Origin of the sequence: Streptomyces xylophagus, from assembly GCF_000716435.1 — a bacterium.
GTDB classification, from domain to species: domain Bacteria; phylum Actinomycetota; class Actinomycetes; order Streptomycetales; family Streptomycetaceae; genus Streptomyces; species Streptomyces xylophagus.
On sequence record NZ_JNWO01000002.1, the window covers coordinates 465,523 to 480,328 of the forward strand.

General features: G+C 70.1%; 17 protein-coding genes. 13 read left to right on the forward strand and 4 right to left on the reverse strand.

The genetic code is table 11. The annotated features are described in order from the left end of the window. Nucleotides 1-16: 16 nt before the first annotated feature. Nucleotides 17-649, reverse strand: a complete 633-nt coding sequence (locus OO70_RS56790) for a muconolactone Delta-isomerase family protein (RefSeq protein WP_043664760.1) — start codon at nucleotides 647-649, stop codon at nucleotides 17-19. A gap of 272 nt (nucleotides 650-921) precedes the next feature. Between OO70_RS56790 and OO70_RS05540 the strand changes: the two genes are divergently transcribed. The 5 genes from OO70_RS05540 to OO70_RS05560 all read left to right on the forward strand — a co-directional run bounded on the left by OO70_RS05540 (nucleotide 922) and on the right by OO70_RS05560 (nucleotide 5,287). Further along, nucleotides 922-1,899: a DUF4331 family protein gene (locus tag OO70_RS05540; protein ID WP_043664763.1), complete on the forward strand. Its 978-nt coding sequence runs from the start codon at nucleotides 922-924 to the stop codon at nucleotides 1,897-1,899. Between the two features lie 68 nt (nucleotides 1,900-1,967). Beyond that, nucleotides 1,968-2,678, forward strand: coding sequence for an SDR family NAD(P)-dependent oxidoreductase (locus OO70_RS05545; RefSeq protein WP_043665443.1), 711 nt, complete (start codon nucleotides 1,968-1,970; stop codon nucleotides 2,676-2,678). Nucleotides 2,679-3,110: 432 nt separating this feature from the next. After that, a complete protein-coding gene (locus OO70_RS05550) occupies nucleotides 3,111-3,947 on the forward strand; it encodes an MHYT domain-containing protein (RefSeq protein WP_043664766.1) in 837 nt (278 codons plus the stop codon). Nucleotides 3,948-4,086: 139 nt separating this feature from the next. Next, nucleotides 4,087-4,821, forward strand: coding sequence for an NAD(P)-dependent oxidoreductase (locus OO70_RS05555; RefSeq protein WP_051740697.1), 735 nt, complete (start codon nucleotides 4,087-4,089; stop codon nucleotides 4,819-4,821). Beyond that, nucleotides 4,814-5,287 carry a cupin domain-containing protein gene (locus tag OO70_RS05560; protein WP_043664769.1) on the forward strand — a complete coding sequence of 158 codons (474 nt, stop codon included), beginning with the start codon at nucleotides 4,814-4,816 and terminating at the stop codon, nucleotides 5,285-5,287. Before OO70_RS05555 ends, OO70_RS05560 begins: the two co-directional genes overlap by 8 nt. Before the next feature lie 41 nt (nucleotides 5,288-5,328). On the opposite strand, the gene OO70_RS05565 is transcribed toward OO70_RS05560, so the two are convergent. After that, on the reverse strand, nucleotides 5,329-5,652 hold the full coding sequence (locus OO70_RS05565; protein WP_043664771.1) for a putative quinol monooxygenase: 324 nt from the start codon (nucleotides 5,650-5,652) through the stop codon (nucleotides 5,329-5,331). Nucleotides 5,653-5,798: 146 nt separating this feature from the next. Here OO70_RS05565 and OO70_RS05570 point away from each other — a divergent pair, with 146 nt between their 5' ends. The 6 genes from OO70_RS05570 (at nucleotide 5,799) to OO70_RS05595 (ending at nucleotide 11,051) form a co-directional block, all read left to right on the forward strand. Then, entirely contained in the window at nucleotides 5,799-6,632 is an 834-nt protein-coding gene (locus OO70_RS05570) for a helix-turn-helix transcriptional regulator (protein WP_051740699.1), read from the forward strand. Between the two features lie 127 nt (nucleotides 6,633-6,759). Next, nucleotides 6,760-7,452, forward strand: a complete 693-nt coding sequence (locus tag OO70_RS05575) for an SDR family NAD(P)-dependent oxidoreductase (protein WP_043664773.1) — start codon at nucleotides 6,760-6,762, stop codon at nucleotides 7,450-7,452. A gap of 260 nt (nucleotides 7,453-7,712) precedes the next feature. Beyond that, nucleotides 7,713-8,561, forward strand: coding sequence for a cupin domain-containing protein (locus OO70_RS05580; protein ID WP_043664775.1), 849 nt, complete (start codon nucleotides 7,713-7,715; stop codon nucleotides 8,559-8,561). After that, nucleotides 8,558-9,310, forward strand: a complete 753-nt coding sequence (locus OO70_RS05585; protein WP_051740701.1) for an HpcH/HpaI aldolase family protein — start codon at nucleotides 8,558-8,560, stop codon at nucleotides 9,308-9,310. Before OO70_RS05580 ends, OO70_RS05585 begins: the two co-directional genes overlap by 4 nt. Continuing rightward, nucleotides 9,307-9,795 (forward strand): nuclear transport factor 2 family protein, encoded by a 489-nt coding sequence (locus OO70_RS51100; protein WP_051740704.1) that lies wholly within the window; start codon nucleotides 9,307-9,309, stop codon nucleotides 9,793-9,795. The genes OO70_RS05585 and OO70_RS51100 overlap by 4 nt, the downstream gene beginning before the upstream one ends. An 8-nt stretch (nucleotides 9,796-9,803) precedes the next feature. After that, nucleotides 9,804-11,051, forward strand: coding sequence for a DUF3500 domain-containing protein (locus OO70_RS05595; protein ID WP_051740706.1), 1,248 nt, complete (start codon nucleotides 9,804-9,806; stop codon nucleotides 11,049-11,051). A gap of 9 nt (nucleotides 11,052-11,060) precedes the next feature. On the opposite strand, the gene OO70_RS05600 is transcribed toward OO70_RS05595, so the two are convergent. Next, nucleotides 11,061-11,534: a MarR family winged helix-turn-helix transcriptional regulator gene (locus OO70_RS05600; protein ID WP_043664776.1), complete on the reverse strand. Its 474-nt coding sequence runs from the start codon at nucleotides 11,532-11,534 to the stop codon at nucleotides 11,061-11,063. 123 nt (nucleotides 11,535-11,657) lie between these two features. Between OO70_RS05600 and OO70_RS05605 the strand changes: the two genes are divergently transcribed. Continuing rightward, nucleotides 11,658-12,536, forward strand: coding sequence for a dioxygenase family protein (locus tag OO70_RS05605; protein ID WP_043664779.1), 879 nt, complete (start codon nucleotides 11,658-11,660; stop codon nucleotides 12,534-12,536). Between the two features lie 80 nt (nucleotides 12,537-12,616). Further along, entirely contained in the window at nucleotides 12,617-13,552 is a 936-nt protein-coding gene (locus OO70_RS05610) for an NADP-dependent oxidoreductase (RefSeq protein WP_043664781.1), read from the forward strand. A 324-nt stretch (nucleotides 13,553-13,876) separates the two neighbouring features. Here the strand turns inward: OO70_RS05610 and OO70_RS05615 are convergent, their stop codons facing one another. Then, nucleotides 13,877-14,782, reverse strand: a complete 906-nt coding sequence (locus OO70_RS05615) for a helix-turn-helix transcriptional regulator (protein ID WP_043664783.1) — start codon at nucleotides 14,780-14,782, stop codon at nucleotides 13,877-13,879. Nucleotides 14,783-14,806 lie beyond the last annotated feature (24 nt).

Genomic DNA, 14,806 nt, shown 5'->3' on the forward strand with positions numbered 1-14,806 from the left:
TGCTGGGCCGTGCCGGTCAGGCCGTTGAGCCGCTGGAAACGCCGGACCCCGGGACGCTCGCCGGGTCGCCGGGATGCCTGGTCAGCGGCACCGTCTCGACCGTGAGCCAGTCGGCGAGCGGCAGGGAGCGCAGGACGTCCCGCATCTGCCCGGCTCCGGCGGCGTGCCAGAGGCCGAGGTTCCGCCCCTCGCCGGGCAGCCTCCACAACCGGACCAGGTGGCTCTGGGCGGCCGGATCACCAGCGCGGTCGTCGTCCCGGGTGGTCATCTCCTCAAGGGTCTCGCCGCTCGTTCCGTACGGCACCTCCACGACGAGCGTGACCAGGAACTCCTGGCTGCTCTCCGAGAGCGGAATCCGGCCCCGCCCGGGGTCGTCGGGGTGCGGGCCGAGCGCGGTGACCTCGTCCGTCCGCCAGACCCGCAGGGGCATCGAGGCGAGAGTCCGCTCCAGGCCGTCGGAGTCGTCGGCGGCGAACAGCCCGATCGAGCGCCACTCGCCCGGCTCCGGCGGCGGACGCCACAGGCGCAGGACGCGCCCCCGAGCCGCCGGCTGACGGGTCTGCGCGGCCTCGCGCCCCCGCAGGTGGTCCACCTCGTCCGCCGGTGTTCCGCCCGGAACCCGGGTCGTCATCGTGACCAGGTACTCCATGTCGGGCCTCCTCGGCCGTCGCCCCGCCCAGGATCGGTCGGCCGGGTCGTCGCTCGCGCCCGTGGTCCTCCCTGGCCGACGGCCGACCAGGGTGTCGCCCGGTTCCCGCCCCCTGCCATCTGGCACGGCACGGACCAGTGAGCTCTACGGGCGCGACGGTCTCCGGCGCCGAGGGACGCTGGACGAAGTCACCCACCGTCCCGCGAGTCGCAGCGCCAGGGCGACGAACTCCGCACTGCGCGATCACCTCGTGGCCGACCGAGGGAATCGCCATGTCCAACCACTTCAGCGCCGCCTATCTCAAGTTCCCCGGCGACGACGCGCGCCTGGACCTCACCGACCTGTACGCCTTCCCGGCGTCCGGCGACACCGGCAGAACGGTGTTGATCATCGACGTGAACCCCTTCGCGACGGGGATGAGCGCGACCCCGCCGTTCCTGATGAGCTCGGAACTGCACCCCGACGCGGTGTACCGCATCAACATCGACAACGACGGCGACAACCAGGCCGACGCCGCCTTCTCCTTCGTGTTCACGGAGACGAAGGACGGCAGGCAGACGGGCACGGCCTTCTACGCCACCGGAGCCGACGCCCGCAGCGCCGGGCCGGCCGGTGAGGTGTTCGCCAGTGCCGTACCGGTCGGTCTGGACGCGTCGGCGCAGCCCGTCCAGGCGGGGCGCTGCCGACTGTTCACCGGCGTACGCAGCGATCCGTTCTTCGCCGACGCCGAAGGCGCCCTGCACGGTTTTGAGTGGACGGGGCAGGACGCGTTCGCCGACAAGGACGTGCAGTGCATCGCGCTCGAGGTGCCCGACGACATGCTCGGCCCGGATCCGGTGATCCACCTGTGGGCGACCGTGAGCGTGCGCCGCGACGGTACGCTCGTCCAGGTGGACCGCGGCGGGCATCCGACGATCAACCCGTTCATCAATCCCGACTACGCCAAGGACGCGTACAACGCCGGACATCCGTCGGACGACGTGGCGACGTACCTGCAGCCGTGGTCGAAGATCCTTGAGGGGAACGGCTATTCACCCGCCGAGGCGAGCGCGGCGGCCGCCACCGTCCTGCCGGACGTCCTGCGCTACGACCGCGACCGGCCGGCCGTCTATCCCAACGGGCGGGGACTCACCGATGACGTCTTCATCGCCCGGATGGCCTTCCTGACCAACGGAAAGGTCACCTCCGGCGGGGTGCCGCCGCATGACTACCTGCCCGAGTTCCCCCACCTCGGGCCCCCGCACAGGTAGGCATGCCCCACCCGAACGCGACCCGCCGACACGAGCCGGTCCGCACCGTCACCATCCAGGGGGCCGCCATGGACACTCCCGTCAAGAAGGTCGCCGTCATCACCGGCGCGTCGCAGGGCATCGGCGCCGGCCTGGTCGAGGCGTACCGAAAGCTCGGCTACTCCATCGTCGCGACCTCACGCGGCATCACGCCCTCCGAGGACCCGGACGTCCTCACCGTCCGGGGCGACATCGCCGATCCCGCCACGGCCGAGCGCGTCGCCACCGCGGCGATCGAGCGGTTCGGCCGGATCGACACCCTCGTCAACAACGCCGGCCTCTACCTCGCCAAGCCGTTCACCGACTACTCGCGAGAGGAGTACGAGAGGGTCGTAGGAGTCAACCTGACCGGCTTCTTCCACCTCACCCAGCTCGCCGTCCGGCAGATGCTCCGTCAGGGCACCGGACACATCGTCCAGATCAGCACCAGCCTCGCCGATCACGCCAACTCCACGATCCCCGCGGTGCTGGCCTCCCTGACCAAGGGCGGCCTGCAGTCCGCCACCAAGGCACTCGCGATCGAGTACGCCTCCCGCGGCATCCGCAGCAACGCGGTCGCGCTGGGCGTCATCAGAACTCCCCTGAACCCGGAGACGTCCGAGAGCCTCGCCGCGCTGCACCCGCTCGGGCGGATGGGCGAGGTCGCCGATGTCGTCGACGCGATCGTGTTCCTGGAGAACGCGACCTTCGTCACCGGCGAGATCCTGCACGTCGACGGCGGTCAGAGTGCCGGTCACTGAACTCCCCATGCTGGTGGGCTTTATGGGCAGTAGTGGCGAAGTATCGATTCGGCTAACACACCTCCAGGTTGTGTAGGAAATGTGTGAACGCCGTGATTGAATCATGCACAACTCGGCCTGGTGGCTTGAAGTCGACCGTTCGGTTCCCCGTGTCCTGTGTCCGTCAGCAGGATGTCCGCGCGCTCGAACAGGTCCGCCCGGCCGAGCCGGTACGAACGTGCGGCAGGGGCGGGAGTGGTCGATCCGCGCGCGCCCCTGCCGTAGCGCACCGCAGTCCCCGTGCCCCTCCCGACCGGAGGCCGAGCACCGGCCCGCGCCCGGCATGGCCCGGAACGCCAGCGGTCCGCCCGACGGGAACGTGCGCCGCGTCACCGTGCCGGCACACCACGACTGCGGTGCCGCCCGCCGTCACGTACGTGAAGGGAACCCTCCATGACCGTCGCCTCCGCCACCGTCTCCGACTTCTACTACGGCGCCGTGACTCCCATCGCCGCCTATCTGATGGCGTGCCTGGGAGCGGCCCTCGGGCTGCGCTGCACGACCCGTTCGCTGCGCCGCCCGCAGCACAGAGCCCGCTGGCTGGCACTGGGCGCCGTGTCGATCGGCTGCGGCATATGGACCATGCACTTCATCGCCATGATCGGCTTCAGCGTCCAGGGCGCGCTGGTCCGCTACGACACGACGAAGACGCTCCTGAGTCTCGCCGTGGCGATCGCGGTGGTCGCCGTAGGAGTGTTCCTCGTCGGCTACCGAGGCGGTTCGCCGCTGAACCTGGGCGTGGCGGGCGCGGTCACGGGCCTCGGTGTCGCGGCCATGCACTACCTCGGGATGGCCGCCATCCACACGAACGGCACCCTCCACTACGACACTCTGACCGTCCTGCTCTCCGTCGTGATCGCCATCGGCGCCGCCACCGCGGCCCTGTGGGCGGCGGTCTCCATCCACGCGCTGTGGGCGAGCCTGGGCGCGAGCCTCGTCATGGGCGTGGCAGTGACCGGCATGCACTACACCGGCATGGCCGCGGTCTCCGTCCACGTCACGGCCCCGGTCGTGTCCGCGCAGTCCTCGGCCGACCTCGTCGCGTTCCTCCTGGTCATGCTCGCCGGCCCGCTCCTCGTGCTCCTGGTCGCCGCCGTGATCGTCATGTTCGACCCCGACATGATGCTCGGCGAGGACGAGGCGGAGACTTCTGGGTCCGCGCCCGCGCCGCTGTTCGGCGGCGACTCCGTGTTCCCGAACCAGCCGTCGCAGACGCCCACCTCCTGGTGACCTGACTCCGGCCGTGCCGTCGTGAGTGTGACCTCCCGTCGGAAAGTGTCGGCCATGTCTCACCGGTGCTCCCCGGCGTCACACTCGGTGCCGTCCCGCCCCTCTTGTCGGCAGAACCGACTTGAAGAGGGGAGACCCAGTGAACATCGTCATCTTCGGGGCGAACGGAACGACCGGGCGGCTGGCCGCCCAACAGGCAGCCGCGGAAGGGCATATGGTCACCGCCGTCACGCGCCATCCCGAGGCCTTTCCGGTAAGTGGCCCGCGACTGCGGGTGGTTGAGGCCGATGTGCACGACTCCGCCGCGGTCGAACGCGCGGTGGCCGGGCAGGACGCCGTGATCTCGGCGCTCGGCGTCCCGTACGGCCGAAGCCCGGTCACCGTGTACTCCGTCGGCATCGGCCACATCACACAGGCCATGACCAAACACGGTGTCCGACGCGTCGTCGGCGTGACCTCGACCGTGCTCTTCGGGACGGCGGCGCCCGGCGAGGGCCTGCTGTTCCGCAAGGTGCTGGAGCCGTCCGTCGTACGTTTCATGGGGCGCACCGTGTACGACGACATGCGGCGCATGGAGGAGATCGTCCGCGAGACCGACCTCGACTGGACGGTCATCCGTCCCGGCGGCCTGTTCGACCGGAACGCGGTCAGCGACTACCAGGTCGGCCGGGAGCGCCTCCCCGGCCGGTACACCGCGCGGGCCGATCTCGCGCACGAGTTGCTGCGGCAGGCCGTCGACGATCGGCATGTGCGCGCCTTCATCGACGTACGCACCACGCAGGACACCCCGAGCTTCCTCGACCTCATCCGCACGGAGGCGTTCGGCGGCAAGGGTGAGAAGAGCGGGAACACGAAGGGGCGCGTCCATGGCTGACGAACGGTTCATCCTGCTGGCGCCGGGTGCCGCCCGGCCGGGGCGGATCCCGCTGCCGCCCGCGTTCTGCGTCAAGGCGATGACCGATGACACCGAAGGACGGTTCTCGCTGCTGGAGGTGACCCTGGAGAGGGACATCCCGCGCCATACCCATCACCGTGCGGACGAGGGTATCTACGTCCTCGACGGAGTCCTGGAGATCGCGTTCGACGACGCGGTCCACCTCGCACCGAGGGGCTCCTTCGCACTGCTGCCCCACGGCATTCCGCACGCACTCCGCCGCGCCTCCGACCCACCGCCGCGAGTCCTGCAGATCTCTTCACCCGGTGGCTGGGAGCACTACCTCGAGGACCTGTTCGAGGCAGGGCCCACCGTGTTGACCGACGGGCGGCTGGACCCCGTGAAGATCAATCCGATCGCGGCCCCTTACGACATCACCTACGAGGAGGGGAGTCCTCACCGCTGAAGAGCGCTGCCCACCGGTAATAGGCATCGGGCGTGGGGGGCTTACCGTGCCGGGCGGAACGGGTGCAGGAAGCGGATCCCGTCCTCGATGCCGCCGTCCATCAGTTCCAGCAGTCGGGGCACCAGGTCCTGCATGCGGGGTGCCCGCAGGTGGTCTTCGAGGGCCTCGCGGCTCTCCCAGCGCTCGAAGATGACGAACGTGCCCGGTTCTCCCTCGACCTGGTGGGCCTCGTAGTCGATGTTGCCCGCGTCGTGGCGCGATGCGGTGACGGCGGCTGTCATGAACGCCTTCATCGCGTCCTCCTTCCCGGATCTGGCCCGGGCCTCCCACAGCACGGTGACGTAGCGGTTCGACGTGGTGGTCATGCCTGCTCCTCCTGACTCCGAACAGCGTCGTTGTGCGCCGTTCACCACTCGACACTGAGCCCCCGGGAGCGTCGGCGGGAGCTACGGGGCTTCGTGGTACAGCGCGTACCACCCAGCGGGGCGGGGTCTGCGGGAGGATGGTGTGCATGGATCAACTCGGTGCCGCGCTACGGGCGTGGCGGGACCGGCTGGATCCCGCGACGGTGGGATTCGCACACGGCTCACCCCGTCGGGTCCCCGGTCTGCGGCGCGCGGAGCTGGCGACGCTGGCCGGCATCTCGGTCGAGTACGTGGTCCGGCTGGAGCAGGGACGAGTGGCGACACCCTCGGCGCAGGTCTGCTCGGCCCTGGCTCGAGCCCTGCATCTGTCCGACGACGAGCATGCCCACCTTTTGCGCATGGCAGGTCACGCGGCGGATCCGACCCGGGTTCCGCGAATGATCCCGGGGAGCCTGTACCGGATCGTGGACCAGCTCGCCGGCAACCCGTTGGCGATCTACGACGCCACCTGGCAGTTGCTGCACTGGAATCCGCTGTTCGCGGCCGCGTTCGGCGATCCCACGGTGCACGGTGTGGGAGATCGCAACGTCCTGGTCTGGCAGTTCCTGGGTGAGCTGCCCCGGGTCCGGCAGACGGCGGCCGAGCGGGCGGCGTTCGAGGAGTCCCTCGTCGCCGACCTCCGCGCGACGACGAGCCGGTACCCCGACGATCCCGACCTCACGGCGTTGGTGTCGAAGCTGAACCTCAGCCCACGGTTCCGCGAGCTGTGGAGCCGCCGAGCGGTGGGCGGTCACCAGAGTGCGCACAAACTCGTCCAGCACCCGGATGTCGGAGACATCGCCATGAACTCCGACATCCTCGCCACCCAGGACACGAACCTCCGCCTCGTGGTGTACACGCCGCAGCCAGGCACCGACGCCCGCAGCAAACTCGAATTCCTTGCGGCCATCGGGGTCCAGAGGATGTCTCCTCAGAAATGAAGGCCAGGCTGCTGGGTGGTACGCGCCGTACCAGGAAGTCCCGTAGCTCCCGCCGATCCTCCCGGGAACCCAGCATGGAGTGCGTGAACAGCGCACGACCGTGCTGTCCGGAGCAGGAGGAGCCAGCATGACCACCACATTCATCACCGGGGCCAACAAGTCCCTCGGTCTTGAAACCGCTCGTCGCCTCGTCGAGGCGGGGCACACCGTCCTCCTCGGTGCCCGCGACCGCGAGCGCGGTCGGGCCGCGGCCAAGTCACTCGGCGCCCGGTTCGTTCAGATCGACGTGACCGACGACGCCTCGGTCCGGGCCGCGGTCGCGGATGTCGCCGCGCAGGAGGGAACGATCGACGTCCTGGTCAACAACGCCGGCGTCCTCGGCAAGGTCGGCCCCGTCGAGGAGTACACCGCGGCCGACGTGAGCGCCGTGCTCGACGTGAACGTCGTCGGGATCGTGCGCGTCACCCACGCCTTCCTCCCGCTGCTGCGCAGGTCGCCGAACCCCGTCATCGTCAACGTGTCCAGCGGGATGGGCTCCTTCGGTATGACCCAGGACCCGGCGCGGATCGAGTCGCGGTACGCCCTGCCCCTCTACTGCGCCTCGAAGGCCGCGGTCACGATGCTCACGACGCAGTACGCCAACGAACTGAAGGACGTGAAGGTCAACGCGGCGGACCCCGGGCAGACCGCGACCGACTTCACCGGCGGCCTCGGACACAGCGTCGCCGACGGCGCGGAGTCCATCGTGACCCTCGCGACGATCGGCCCGGACGGGCCGACGGGACAGTTCATCGACCGATCCGGGAACCTCCCGTGGTGAACCCCCTGCGTTGACAGCCCAGTTGGGGTTCATTTTCGCCAAGGGAGCTCGGGGCGCGCCCTGTTGTGTACGAGGGGCGATGCCCACGGCCTTGGTCGCGGCGGACGGTGCCCGATTGTGGTGCGTGCTGCCGCCGGAGCAGCCGGCGTTCCTTGGATGGTTCGGTTCAGCCGATCGGTGCGCTCGGAAACTCGCGATTGTTCTGTGGCCGGGTAGGCCGGAAGCTCGTGTCGTCCACGCAGTGCCGAAGGAGAGGGCCGATGACCAGCGCCGCAATCGTAGGAAGCCCCGTCGTCGACGAGATCTCGGAGCGTGATCCGGACCTGGTCTCGGCCGGCGGCAGTCGGACGTGGTCGGTGTGCGGCCGGAACTTCGTGGTGGCGATCACCGAGCTCGAAGCGGGCGACCGCCTTGCTGAGCACACCCTGCCCGACGAGTACATGCTGCTCGTCCAGGACGACGCGGTGGTGGTTGTGGAGCACGACGGTCAGGCGGGCGTGTCGGTGTCCGAGCCCGCGCTCGTCGTCGTACCGGCCGGCACGAGCACCGTGCGTGCGGCGTCGTCGACGACGGTGACGCGGGTGTTCACCGCCCGCTGCGACGAGCAGATGAGACGGGCCGTCAACCATGTCGCCGGGGCTGACCCGAGGGCCGTACCACTGCCGGAGGCCGCCGCGGGCGGCGGTGACGGGATCTGGGTACATCGCCTGCGTGACATACCCGACGAGGAGGGGCGCCTCGGCCGGATCTTCCGTACGGCGTCGCTGATGGTGAACTGGTTTCCGGTGCACGAGGGGCCGCGCGACACCGAACGGCTGTCGCCGCATTCCCACGAGGACTTCGAGCAGATGTCGGTGACCCTCGCGGGGGACTACGCGCATCACCTCAGGGTTCCGTGGACTCCCCGGATGAGTGAGTGGCGCGACGACGAGCACGTCCGGGTCGGCAGCCCCTCGATGACACTGATCCCGCCGACCGTCGTGCACACCACCCGCGCCGTGGGCGCGGGCCCGCACACGCTCATCGACGTCTTCGCCCCACCGCGTGAGGACTTCCTCGCGAAGGGCTGGGTGCTCAACGCCGGCGACTACCAGGGAACCCGGCCGTGACGGGCGACGCGTTCCCCCGGCTCGGAGCCTGGGTCAAGCTCCCCGCACCGGAGAGCGTCGAGCTGCTCGCACTCGCCGGGTTCGACTTCGTCGTGATCGACGCCGAGCACGGCGTGATCGACACCCGCACGATGTCGACCATGATCGGGCTGGCGCGTGGCTGCGGGGTCGCGCCTTTCGTCCGGGTCGCCGGCATCGCACCACGTGACGTCCAGGTGCCGCTGGACGCCGGTGCGGCCGGCCTGTTCGTCCCGCAGATCGATGACGTCGCCGGCGCGCGGGACGCCGTAGGAGCGACACGGTTTCCGCCGCTCGGGCGACGTGGGGCCAGCAACTCCGGACGGGCCGGCCGGTGGGGACTCGACGCCCTCGGTGACTACCTGCGTGCCGGCAACGACGAGGTGCGTCTCGTGGTCCAGGCCGAGAGCGTCGGAGCCCTCGACGCGATCGTCGAGATCGGCGAGGTCGCAGGCATCGACGCGGTCTTCATCGGCCCGACCGATCTCGCGGTCTCCGGCCGGTTCCGCGAGGGTGACGACCGGCTCGCGGACCTCGTCGTAGCGGCCGAACGGCGCTGCGCCGATCACCACGTCACGCTGGGGACCACGGCCTCGGGCAACGCGTCGGAACTGCTGGATCGTCGCGGGTACGACTTCCTCGTCCTGGGGGCCGACACCGCGATGCTGCGCCAGGGCGCACACGCGTTGGTGAGCGACGTACGCACCCCGAGGAAGGCGGTCGGCCGATGACCACGCACCCTCGGAGTCCCCGCAGTTCGCCCCTCGCCCTCGTGCACACCGAGTTGTCGATGCTGGTGACGGCGCTGTGGTTCGAGATCGACCACAGTGACGGCTCGGCGGCCTCCGGCTTCTTCACCGCCGACGCGGAGCTGACGTTCTCGCGCCGGACCTTCCGCGGCACCGACGAGATCAACGGCGTGTACAGCGAACGCACCGCACGGGGGCCGCGGGTCTCCCGTCACTTGATGTCCAACTTCCACATCCTCCGTCACGAGACCGACCTCGTCGAAGCCGTATCCGCGCTGGTCCTCTACGCGCAGGACGGCGAGCCTCCGCTGCCGACGACCGTTCCGGTGCTGGTCGCCGACGTGTTCGACCGCTTCGTCCGGGTCGGCGAGCCGGGCACGGAGCAGCGCCACTGGCTCATCGCCTCCCGGCGGATCGAGAACCGCTTCCTCGTACCGGGCGACGTCCTCGCCGTCCCCATTGAGTAAGGAGACCCATGACCCGCCAACGCCGTCGGGAAGACTTCCCCCTGCCGACCACGCGGAGCGCCCTGCCGATCGTCGACTCCCATCTGTTCGACGACCTGCTTCCCCCGGAGGCGGCCTACGAGTTGACCGCCGGCCTGCGCCGTCATCGAGAGCCCTACATCGGCATCACCGAGGACGGCACCCCGCGCCCGGGCCTCTACCGTCTCAACGACGCGGGGGCTTCCCCGAAGTCCGCCGTCGTGGCGGCCCGGGCCTACCTCGACGGGCTTGCGCCCCACCAGAGGGTGGTCGCCGCCCTGCCGATGGACGCCCCGGAATGGCGGTTGTGGACGAACGCGATCCCGACCTGGCACCCGAAGGGAATGCGCCTGGAGCGGCTCGCCGACCGTGACCGCGACCGCGCGCTCGCCGTCGTGGAAGCGAGCCTCAGCCCTGCCGGCTACGCCCAGCTGCGAGCGGCGATGGCACTCAACGAGCACCTGGGCGAGCTCATTGACGACTACCGCGACACCCTCACGGAGTTCGCCTACTGGTTCACCGTCTTCGGGACTCCTTCGGACGACTCCCCGTGGGGATGGCAGTTGATGGGTCATCACGTGGACCTGCACTGCGTCTTCGTCGGAGGGCAGGTGGTGCTCGCCCCCGTGTTCCTCGGTGCCGAGCCGACGACCGGGACGGGACGGTTCGAGGGCATCACGGCCTTCGGCGACGAGACCGAGGTCGCGCTGACGTTCCGCCGCACCCTGGACCCCGACCGGGCGGGCGAGTTCCTGATGGGGTCCTCACTGCGCACGGAGGACCTGCCCCCGGAACTCGCCGGACCCTGGAACGGCCGGCATCTCGCCGGCGCGGGCAGTGACAACCTCGTCCTGCCACCCGAGGGGATCGTCGCGGCGAGCCTGTCGGCCGACCAGCGTGACGGTCTGGTGGAGCTGATCCGGGTCTATCTCGACCGGCTCCCCCTGCCACAGGCCGAGCACACCCTGGCGCTCGTCCGTGAGCACTTCGACGAGACACGGTTCGCCTGGCGCGGCGGCCACGACGACGAGTGCGCCTTCTACTACCGGATCCACTCACCCGTGCTGCTGGTCGAGTACGACAACCACCCAGGTGTCTTCCTCACCAATCCCGAGCCCGCCCGCTTCCACGTCCACACCATCGTGCGGGCCCCCAACGGCAACGACTACGGACGTGATCTTCTCGCCCAGCACTACCGGCTCCACCACGGCGGCGACGGAGTTGATGACCCCGCCTGAGGAGTGCGCTCAAGCTCCTTCGATTTCCCGGCGCACGGTAGCGGCGATGCGGGTGAGTGCGGCCTCGAGATGGCGGCGCTGGGCGGCGCTGAGTGGATCGAACACGAGCCGCTTCACCTGCGCGACGTGTTCCGGTGCGCTCTCGACGAGCTTCTGCCGGCCCGCGTCGGCCAGGGTGGCGAGGGTGTATCGACCGTCGCCGGGGTCGGGCCGACGGGCGACCCAGTCGCGGGCCTCGAAGCGATCCATCACCTTCGACAGGCGGGGCTGGGTGCTGTCGCAGACCCGGGCCAGGTCACTGAGCCTCATCGTGGCGTCGTCGGCCATGGACAGCTGAGCCAGGACCCCGTACTCGAAGTTGGAGATGCCCGCGTCTCGCTGCAACTGACGGTCGAGGGCCGCAGGGAGAGCGATGACGACCGTGAGGAGCGCCTGCCACAGGTCCTGCTGGTCGGCGTCGAGCCAGGGCGACTGAGTGTCCATGAGCCCCATCATACTTGCCCCGGCAACTCGGATCACTTGCCCAGGCAACTCATCATGGATTACGTTATGACTTGCCAAGGCAAGTGAAAATACATGCCGGGGCAAGTCAAGGAGCTGATTTCGATGACCACCGCGAGCAGCCTGGCCTCCACCTTTCCGTCGCGTACACCAGCCGCGGCGTACGACGACCTCCTTGCCCGGGTCCTGCCACAGGCACGCGAGCAGCGGGTGTGGAACCCCTCCGACGGGCCGCTGCCCAGCCTCTTCGTCAGTCACGGCGCCCCGTTCACCCTCGACGATCCGCAGTGGCTCGGCGACCTCTTCGACTGGGCCCGGTCGATGCCCAGACCCCGGGCGGTCGTCGTCATCTCGGCCCACTGGGAACGGGCACCGGTCGTGATATCGGGAGCCGCGGCCGGTACCCCGCTCCACTACGACTTCAGCGGCTTCCACCCGCGCTACAAGACGCTTCCCTACGCGACCCCGGACGCCACCGACCTGGCGCGGCGACTCACGGGCCTGTTGGGCCGGACGCCGGTGCACGAGTTCGCCGACCGCGGTCTCGACCACGGCGCCTTCATCCCGCTCATGGCGATGTATCCCGCAGCCGACATCCCGGTCGTGCAGGTGTCGATGCCCAGCCTCGACCCCAGCGCACTGCTCCAGTTCGGAGCACGCCTGCGGCCGCTGCGCGACGAAGGCATCCTCGTTCTCGGCTCGGGCTTCATGACGCACAGCTTCGCCGTCTTCCACCGGCCGGAGCTCGCCGCGCACACCGCGGCCTTCGACGAATGGGCCGTCGACGCCCTCGCCCGGGGCGACGCCGACGCCCTCACCGACTACCGCAACAAGGCACCTGGCGCCGCAGTCGCCCATCCGACGGCCGACCACTTCGTCCCGCTGCTGCTCACCGTCGGTGCCGCCGATGATCCCGGCAGCGCCGTGAGCGCCATCGACCGCATGGTGATGGGCAATTCCACCCGGTCGCTGCAGCTGACCTGAGCGCCTCGACCCGCTTCACCTTCCCGCCGGATCGCCTCATCCGTTGGCGACGGCACCGATACACCCTGGAGGAAAGTGCCATGAAGGCAATGCGTTTCCACGAGTTCGGCAGCAGCAAGGTCCTGCGATACGAGGACGTCGACCGTCCGGTCCCCGGCACCGGGCAGGTGCTGGTGCGGGTGGCGGCCACGTCGTTCAACCCGGTCGACGACCACATCCGCGCCGGTGTCCTGGCCGAGATGATCCCGATAACCCTCCCGTACGTGCCGGGGATCGACCTGGCGGGCACCGTCGCCGAACTCGGCGCGGGCGTGACCGGCCTGGAGGTCGGCGACCGGGTCGTGGCGATGCTGCCCCTCGACTCCGCCGGCGGCGCCGCCGAGTACGTGCTCGCCCCGGCCGAGTCCCTGGCCCCGGCGCCCCGGACGACCGAGCTGGTCGACGCCGCGGCGCTGCCCCTGACCGGCCTGGCGGCATGGCAGACGGCGTTCGAGCTCGCCGAGCTGAAGCCCGGCCAGAGCGTCCTGGTCAACGGGGCCGGGGGCGCGGTGGGCAGCCTTGTGGTGCAGCTCGCCGTCGACGCGGGAGCGCACGTGACGGCGGTGGACGCGCCGCAGCACGCCGACCGCCTTCGGGGCTACGGCGCGGACCGGGTCGTAGGCCCCCTCGACCTCGCCGCGGGCCCGGCCGCCGTGGCCGGTCCCTTCCAGGTCGTGGTGAACCATGTGCGCGTCTCCCCGGAGGAGCTCGCGCAGTTGACGAACTACGTCGCCGACGGCGGGGTCGCCGCCAGCACAGCCGGCCCGATTCCCGAGGACCCCGCTCGTGGGGTGCGCAGCGCGAGCCTGTGGGTCCGCAGCGACGGCGCCCAGCTGACCGAACTGGTCGCCAAGGTGGATGCCGGCAAGCTCCAGGTCCACGTCGCCGACCACCGCCCGGTGGCCGACCTGGCCGCCGTGCATGAGGATGCCGGCGCCGGGAGGCTGCCCGGCAAGACGGTCGTGCTCGCACCCTGACCGCACCCGACCGGGCCGCCCGCCGTTCGCTTTCCCGCCGGTGGGCGGCCCGGAAGTCGACGGCGACCGCACTTACGACCCGCCGGCACCGACGAAGCCACGCGGTAGGCGCTTCACTCGAGCCCCGGCGTTGACGCTCACGCACGTAGCCCGGTACGCCGAAGCGTCCCGGGCAACTCCGCCACGGGGACCCCGCCGGGCGGCGAAGGCGGACCTTGGGCAGTCGTGCGCCTCCACGTGCTTGAAGTCGCCGCTCACGACCCGGGACCGGAGCAGGGGCCGTCACGCCTTGCCGGGAAGGTGCTCTTCCCTCCGCGGCGCGGGTCAGCGCTGCGGTCCGGATTCGGCCGCGGACAACTTCTCCGGTGCCGTGCCCTCCGTGACGCTCAGCTCCTGGGTCCCTACGACAGACAGCAGTTCCAGCTGCTCGGCTCCCGGGCTTCCGGGCGGGGCGGTGAACCACAGCAGGCGTTGCTGTCCGTCCTCGCTGAGGAGGTTGTGGCAATCGAGTTCGATGACGCCGAGCATGGGGTGAACGATCCTCTTGTGGTCCATGCGGCGCACCGCCACGTCGTGGGTGTCCCAGAGGGCTGCGAACTCCTGGCTGCGGCGGCGCAGCACGGCGACCATCTTCGTGACCTCCGCGTCCCGGCCGCGCCGGGCGGCCGCTGCCTGCAGGTCGGCCACGAACACCCGGGAGTGCTGCGGGTGGTCCTCGGGCGGGTAGATCTCGCGCGCCTGCGGGTCGGTGAACCAGCGGTACACGAGGCTCGCCGCCGGGCCGCGGTGTGCCGGGGACCTGCCGAGCAGGGTAAGGGCCAGGTCGTTTTCCACCAGGGTTTCGTGCAGGTCGGTGATGACGCGCGCGGGGGTGTTGGACAGCCGGTCCAGGAGTCCGAGGAGCGCGGGCTGCACGTGTGCCGATGGTCCGTGTGCTGACGGGGGTATCGGCCGTTCGGCCAGGTGAAACAGGTGGTCGCGCTCGTCGCCGTTCAGGCGCAGGGCTCGGGCGAGGGCGGCCAGGGTCTGGGCCGAGGGCTGCACGCCGTTCTTTGCGCTGCCGCGTTCCAGCTCGGTGTAGTAGTCGGCCGACAGCCCTGCCAGCTGCGCGACTTCCTCGCGGCGCAGCCCGGGGACGCGCCGGCGCGGGCCCTGGGGGAGACCGACCTCGGCGGGGCGGATGCGGTCGCGGCGTGTCCTGAGGAAAGCACCGAGTTCTGGAAGGTTCACCGCTCCATGGTCGCTCGTACGCCG

Bases quoted from the DNA above. Each gene is read 5' to 3' on its own strand.
- OO70_RS05570 (WP_051740699.1), top strand. From the start codon at position 5,799: ATGGATCAACTCGGTGCCGCGCTACGGGCGTGGCGGGACCGGCTGGAT.
- OO70_RS05560 (WP_043664769.1), top strand. From the start codon at position 4,814: ATGGCTGACGAACGGTTCATCCTGCTGGCGCCGGGTGCCGCCCGGCCG.
- OO70_RS56790 (WP_043664760.1), bottom strand. From the start codon at position 649: ATGGAGTACCTGGTCACGATGACGACCCGGGTTCCGGGCGGAACACCG.
- OO70_RS05600 (WP_043664776.1), bottom strand. From the start codon at position 11,534: ATGGACACTCAGTCGCCCTGGCTCGACGCCGACCAGCAGGACCTGTGG.
- OO70_RS05605 (WP_043664779.1), top strand. From the start codon at position 11,658: ATGACCACCGCGAGCAGCCTGGCCTCCACCTTTCCGTCGCGTACACCA.
- OO70_RS05575 (WP_043664773.1), top strand. From the start codon at position 6,760: ATGACCACCACATTCATCACCGGGGCCAACAAGTCCCTCGGTCTTGAA.
- OO70_RS51100 (WP_051740704.1), top strand. From the start codon at position 9,307: ATGACCACGCACCCTCGGAGTCCCCGCAGTTCGCCCCTCGCCCTCGTG.
- OO70_RS05545 (WP_043665443.1), top strand. From the start codon at position 1,968: ATGGACACTCCCGTCAAGAAGGTCGCCGTCATCACCGGCGCGTCGCAG.
- OO70_RS05565 (WP_043664771.1), bottom strand. From the start codon at position 5,652: ATGACCACCACGTCGAACCGCTACGTCACCGTGCTGTGGGAGGCCCGG.
- OO70_RS05580 (WP_043664775.1), top strand. From the start codon at position 7,713: ATGACCAGCGCCGCAATCGTAGGAAGCCCCGTCGTCGACGAGATCTCG.
- OO70_RS05550 (WP_043664766.1), top strand. From the start codon at position 3,111: ATGACCGTCGCCTCCGCCACCGTCTCCGACTTCTACTACGGCGCCGTG.
- OO70_RS05540 (WP_043664763.1), top strand. From the start codon at position 922: ATGTCCAACCACTTCAGCGCCGCCTATCTCAAGTTCCCCGGCGACGAC.
- OO70_RS05595 (WP_051740706.1), top strand. From the start codon at position 9,804: ATGACCCGCCAACGCCGTCGGGAAGACTTCCCCCTGCCGACCACGCGG.
- OO70_RS05610 (WP_043664781.1), top strand. From the start codon at position 12,617: ATGAAGGCAATGCGTTTCCACGAGTTCGGCAGCAGCAAGGTCCTGCGA.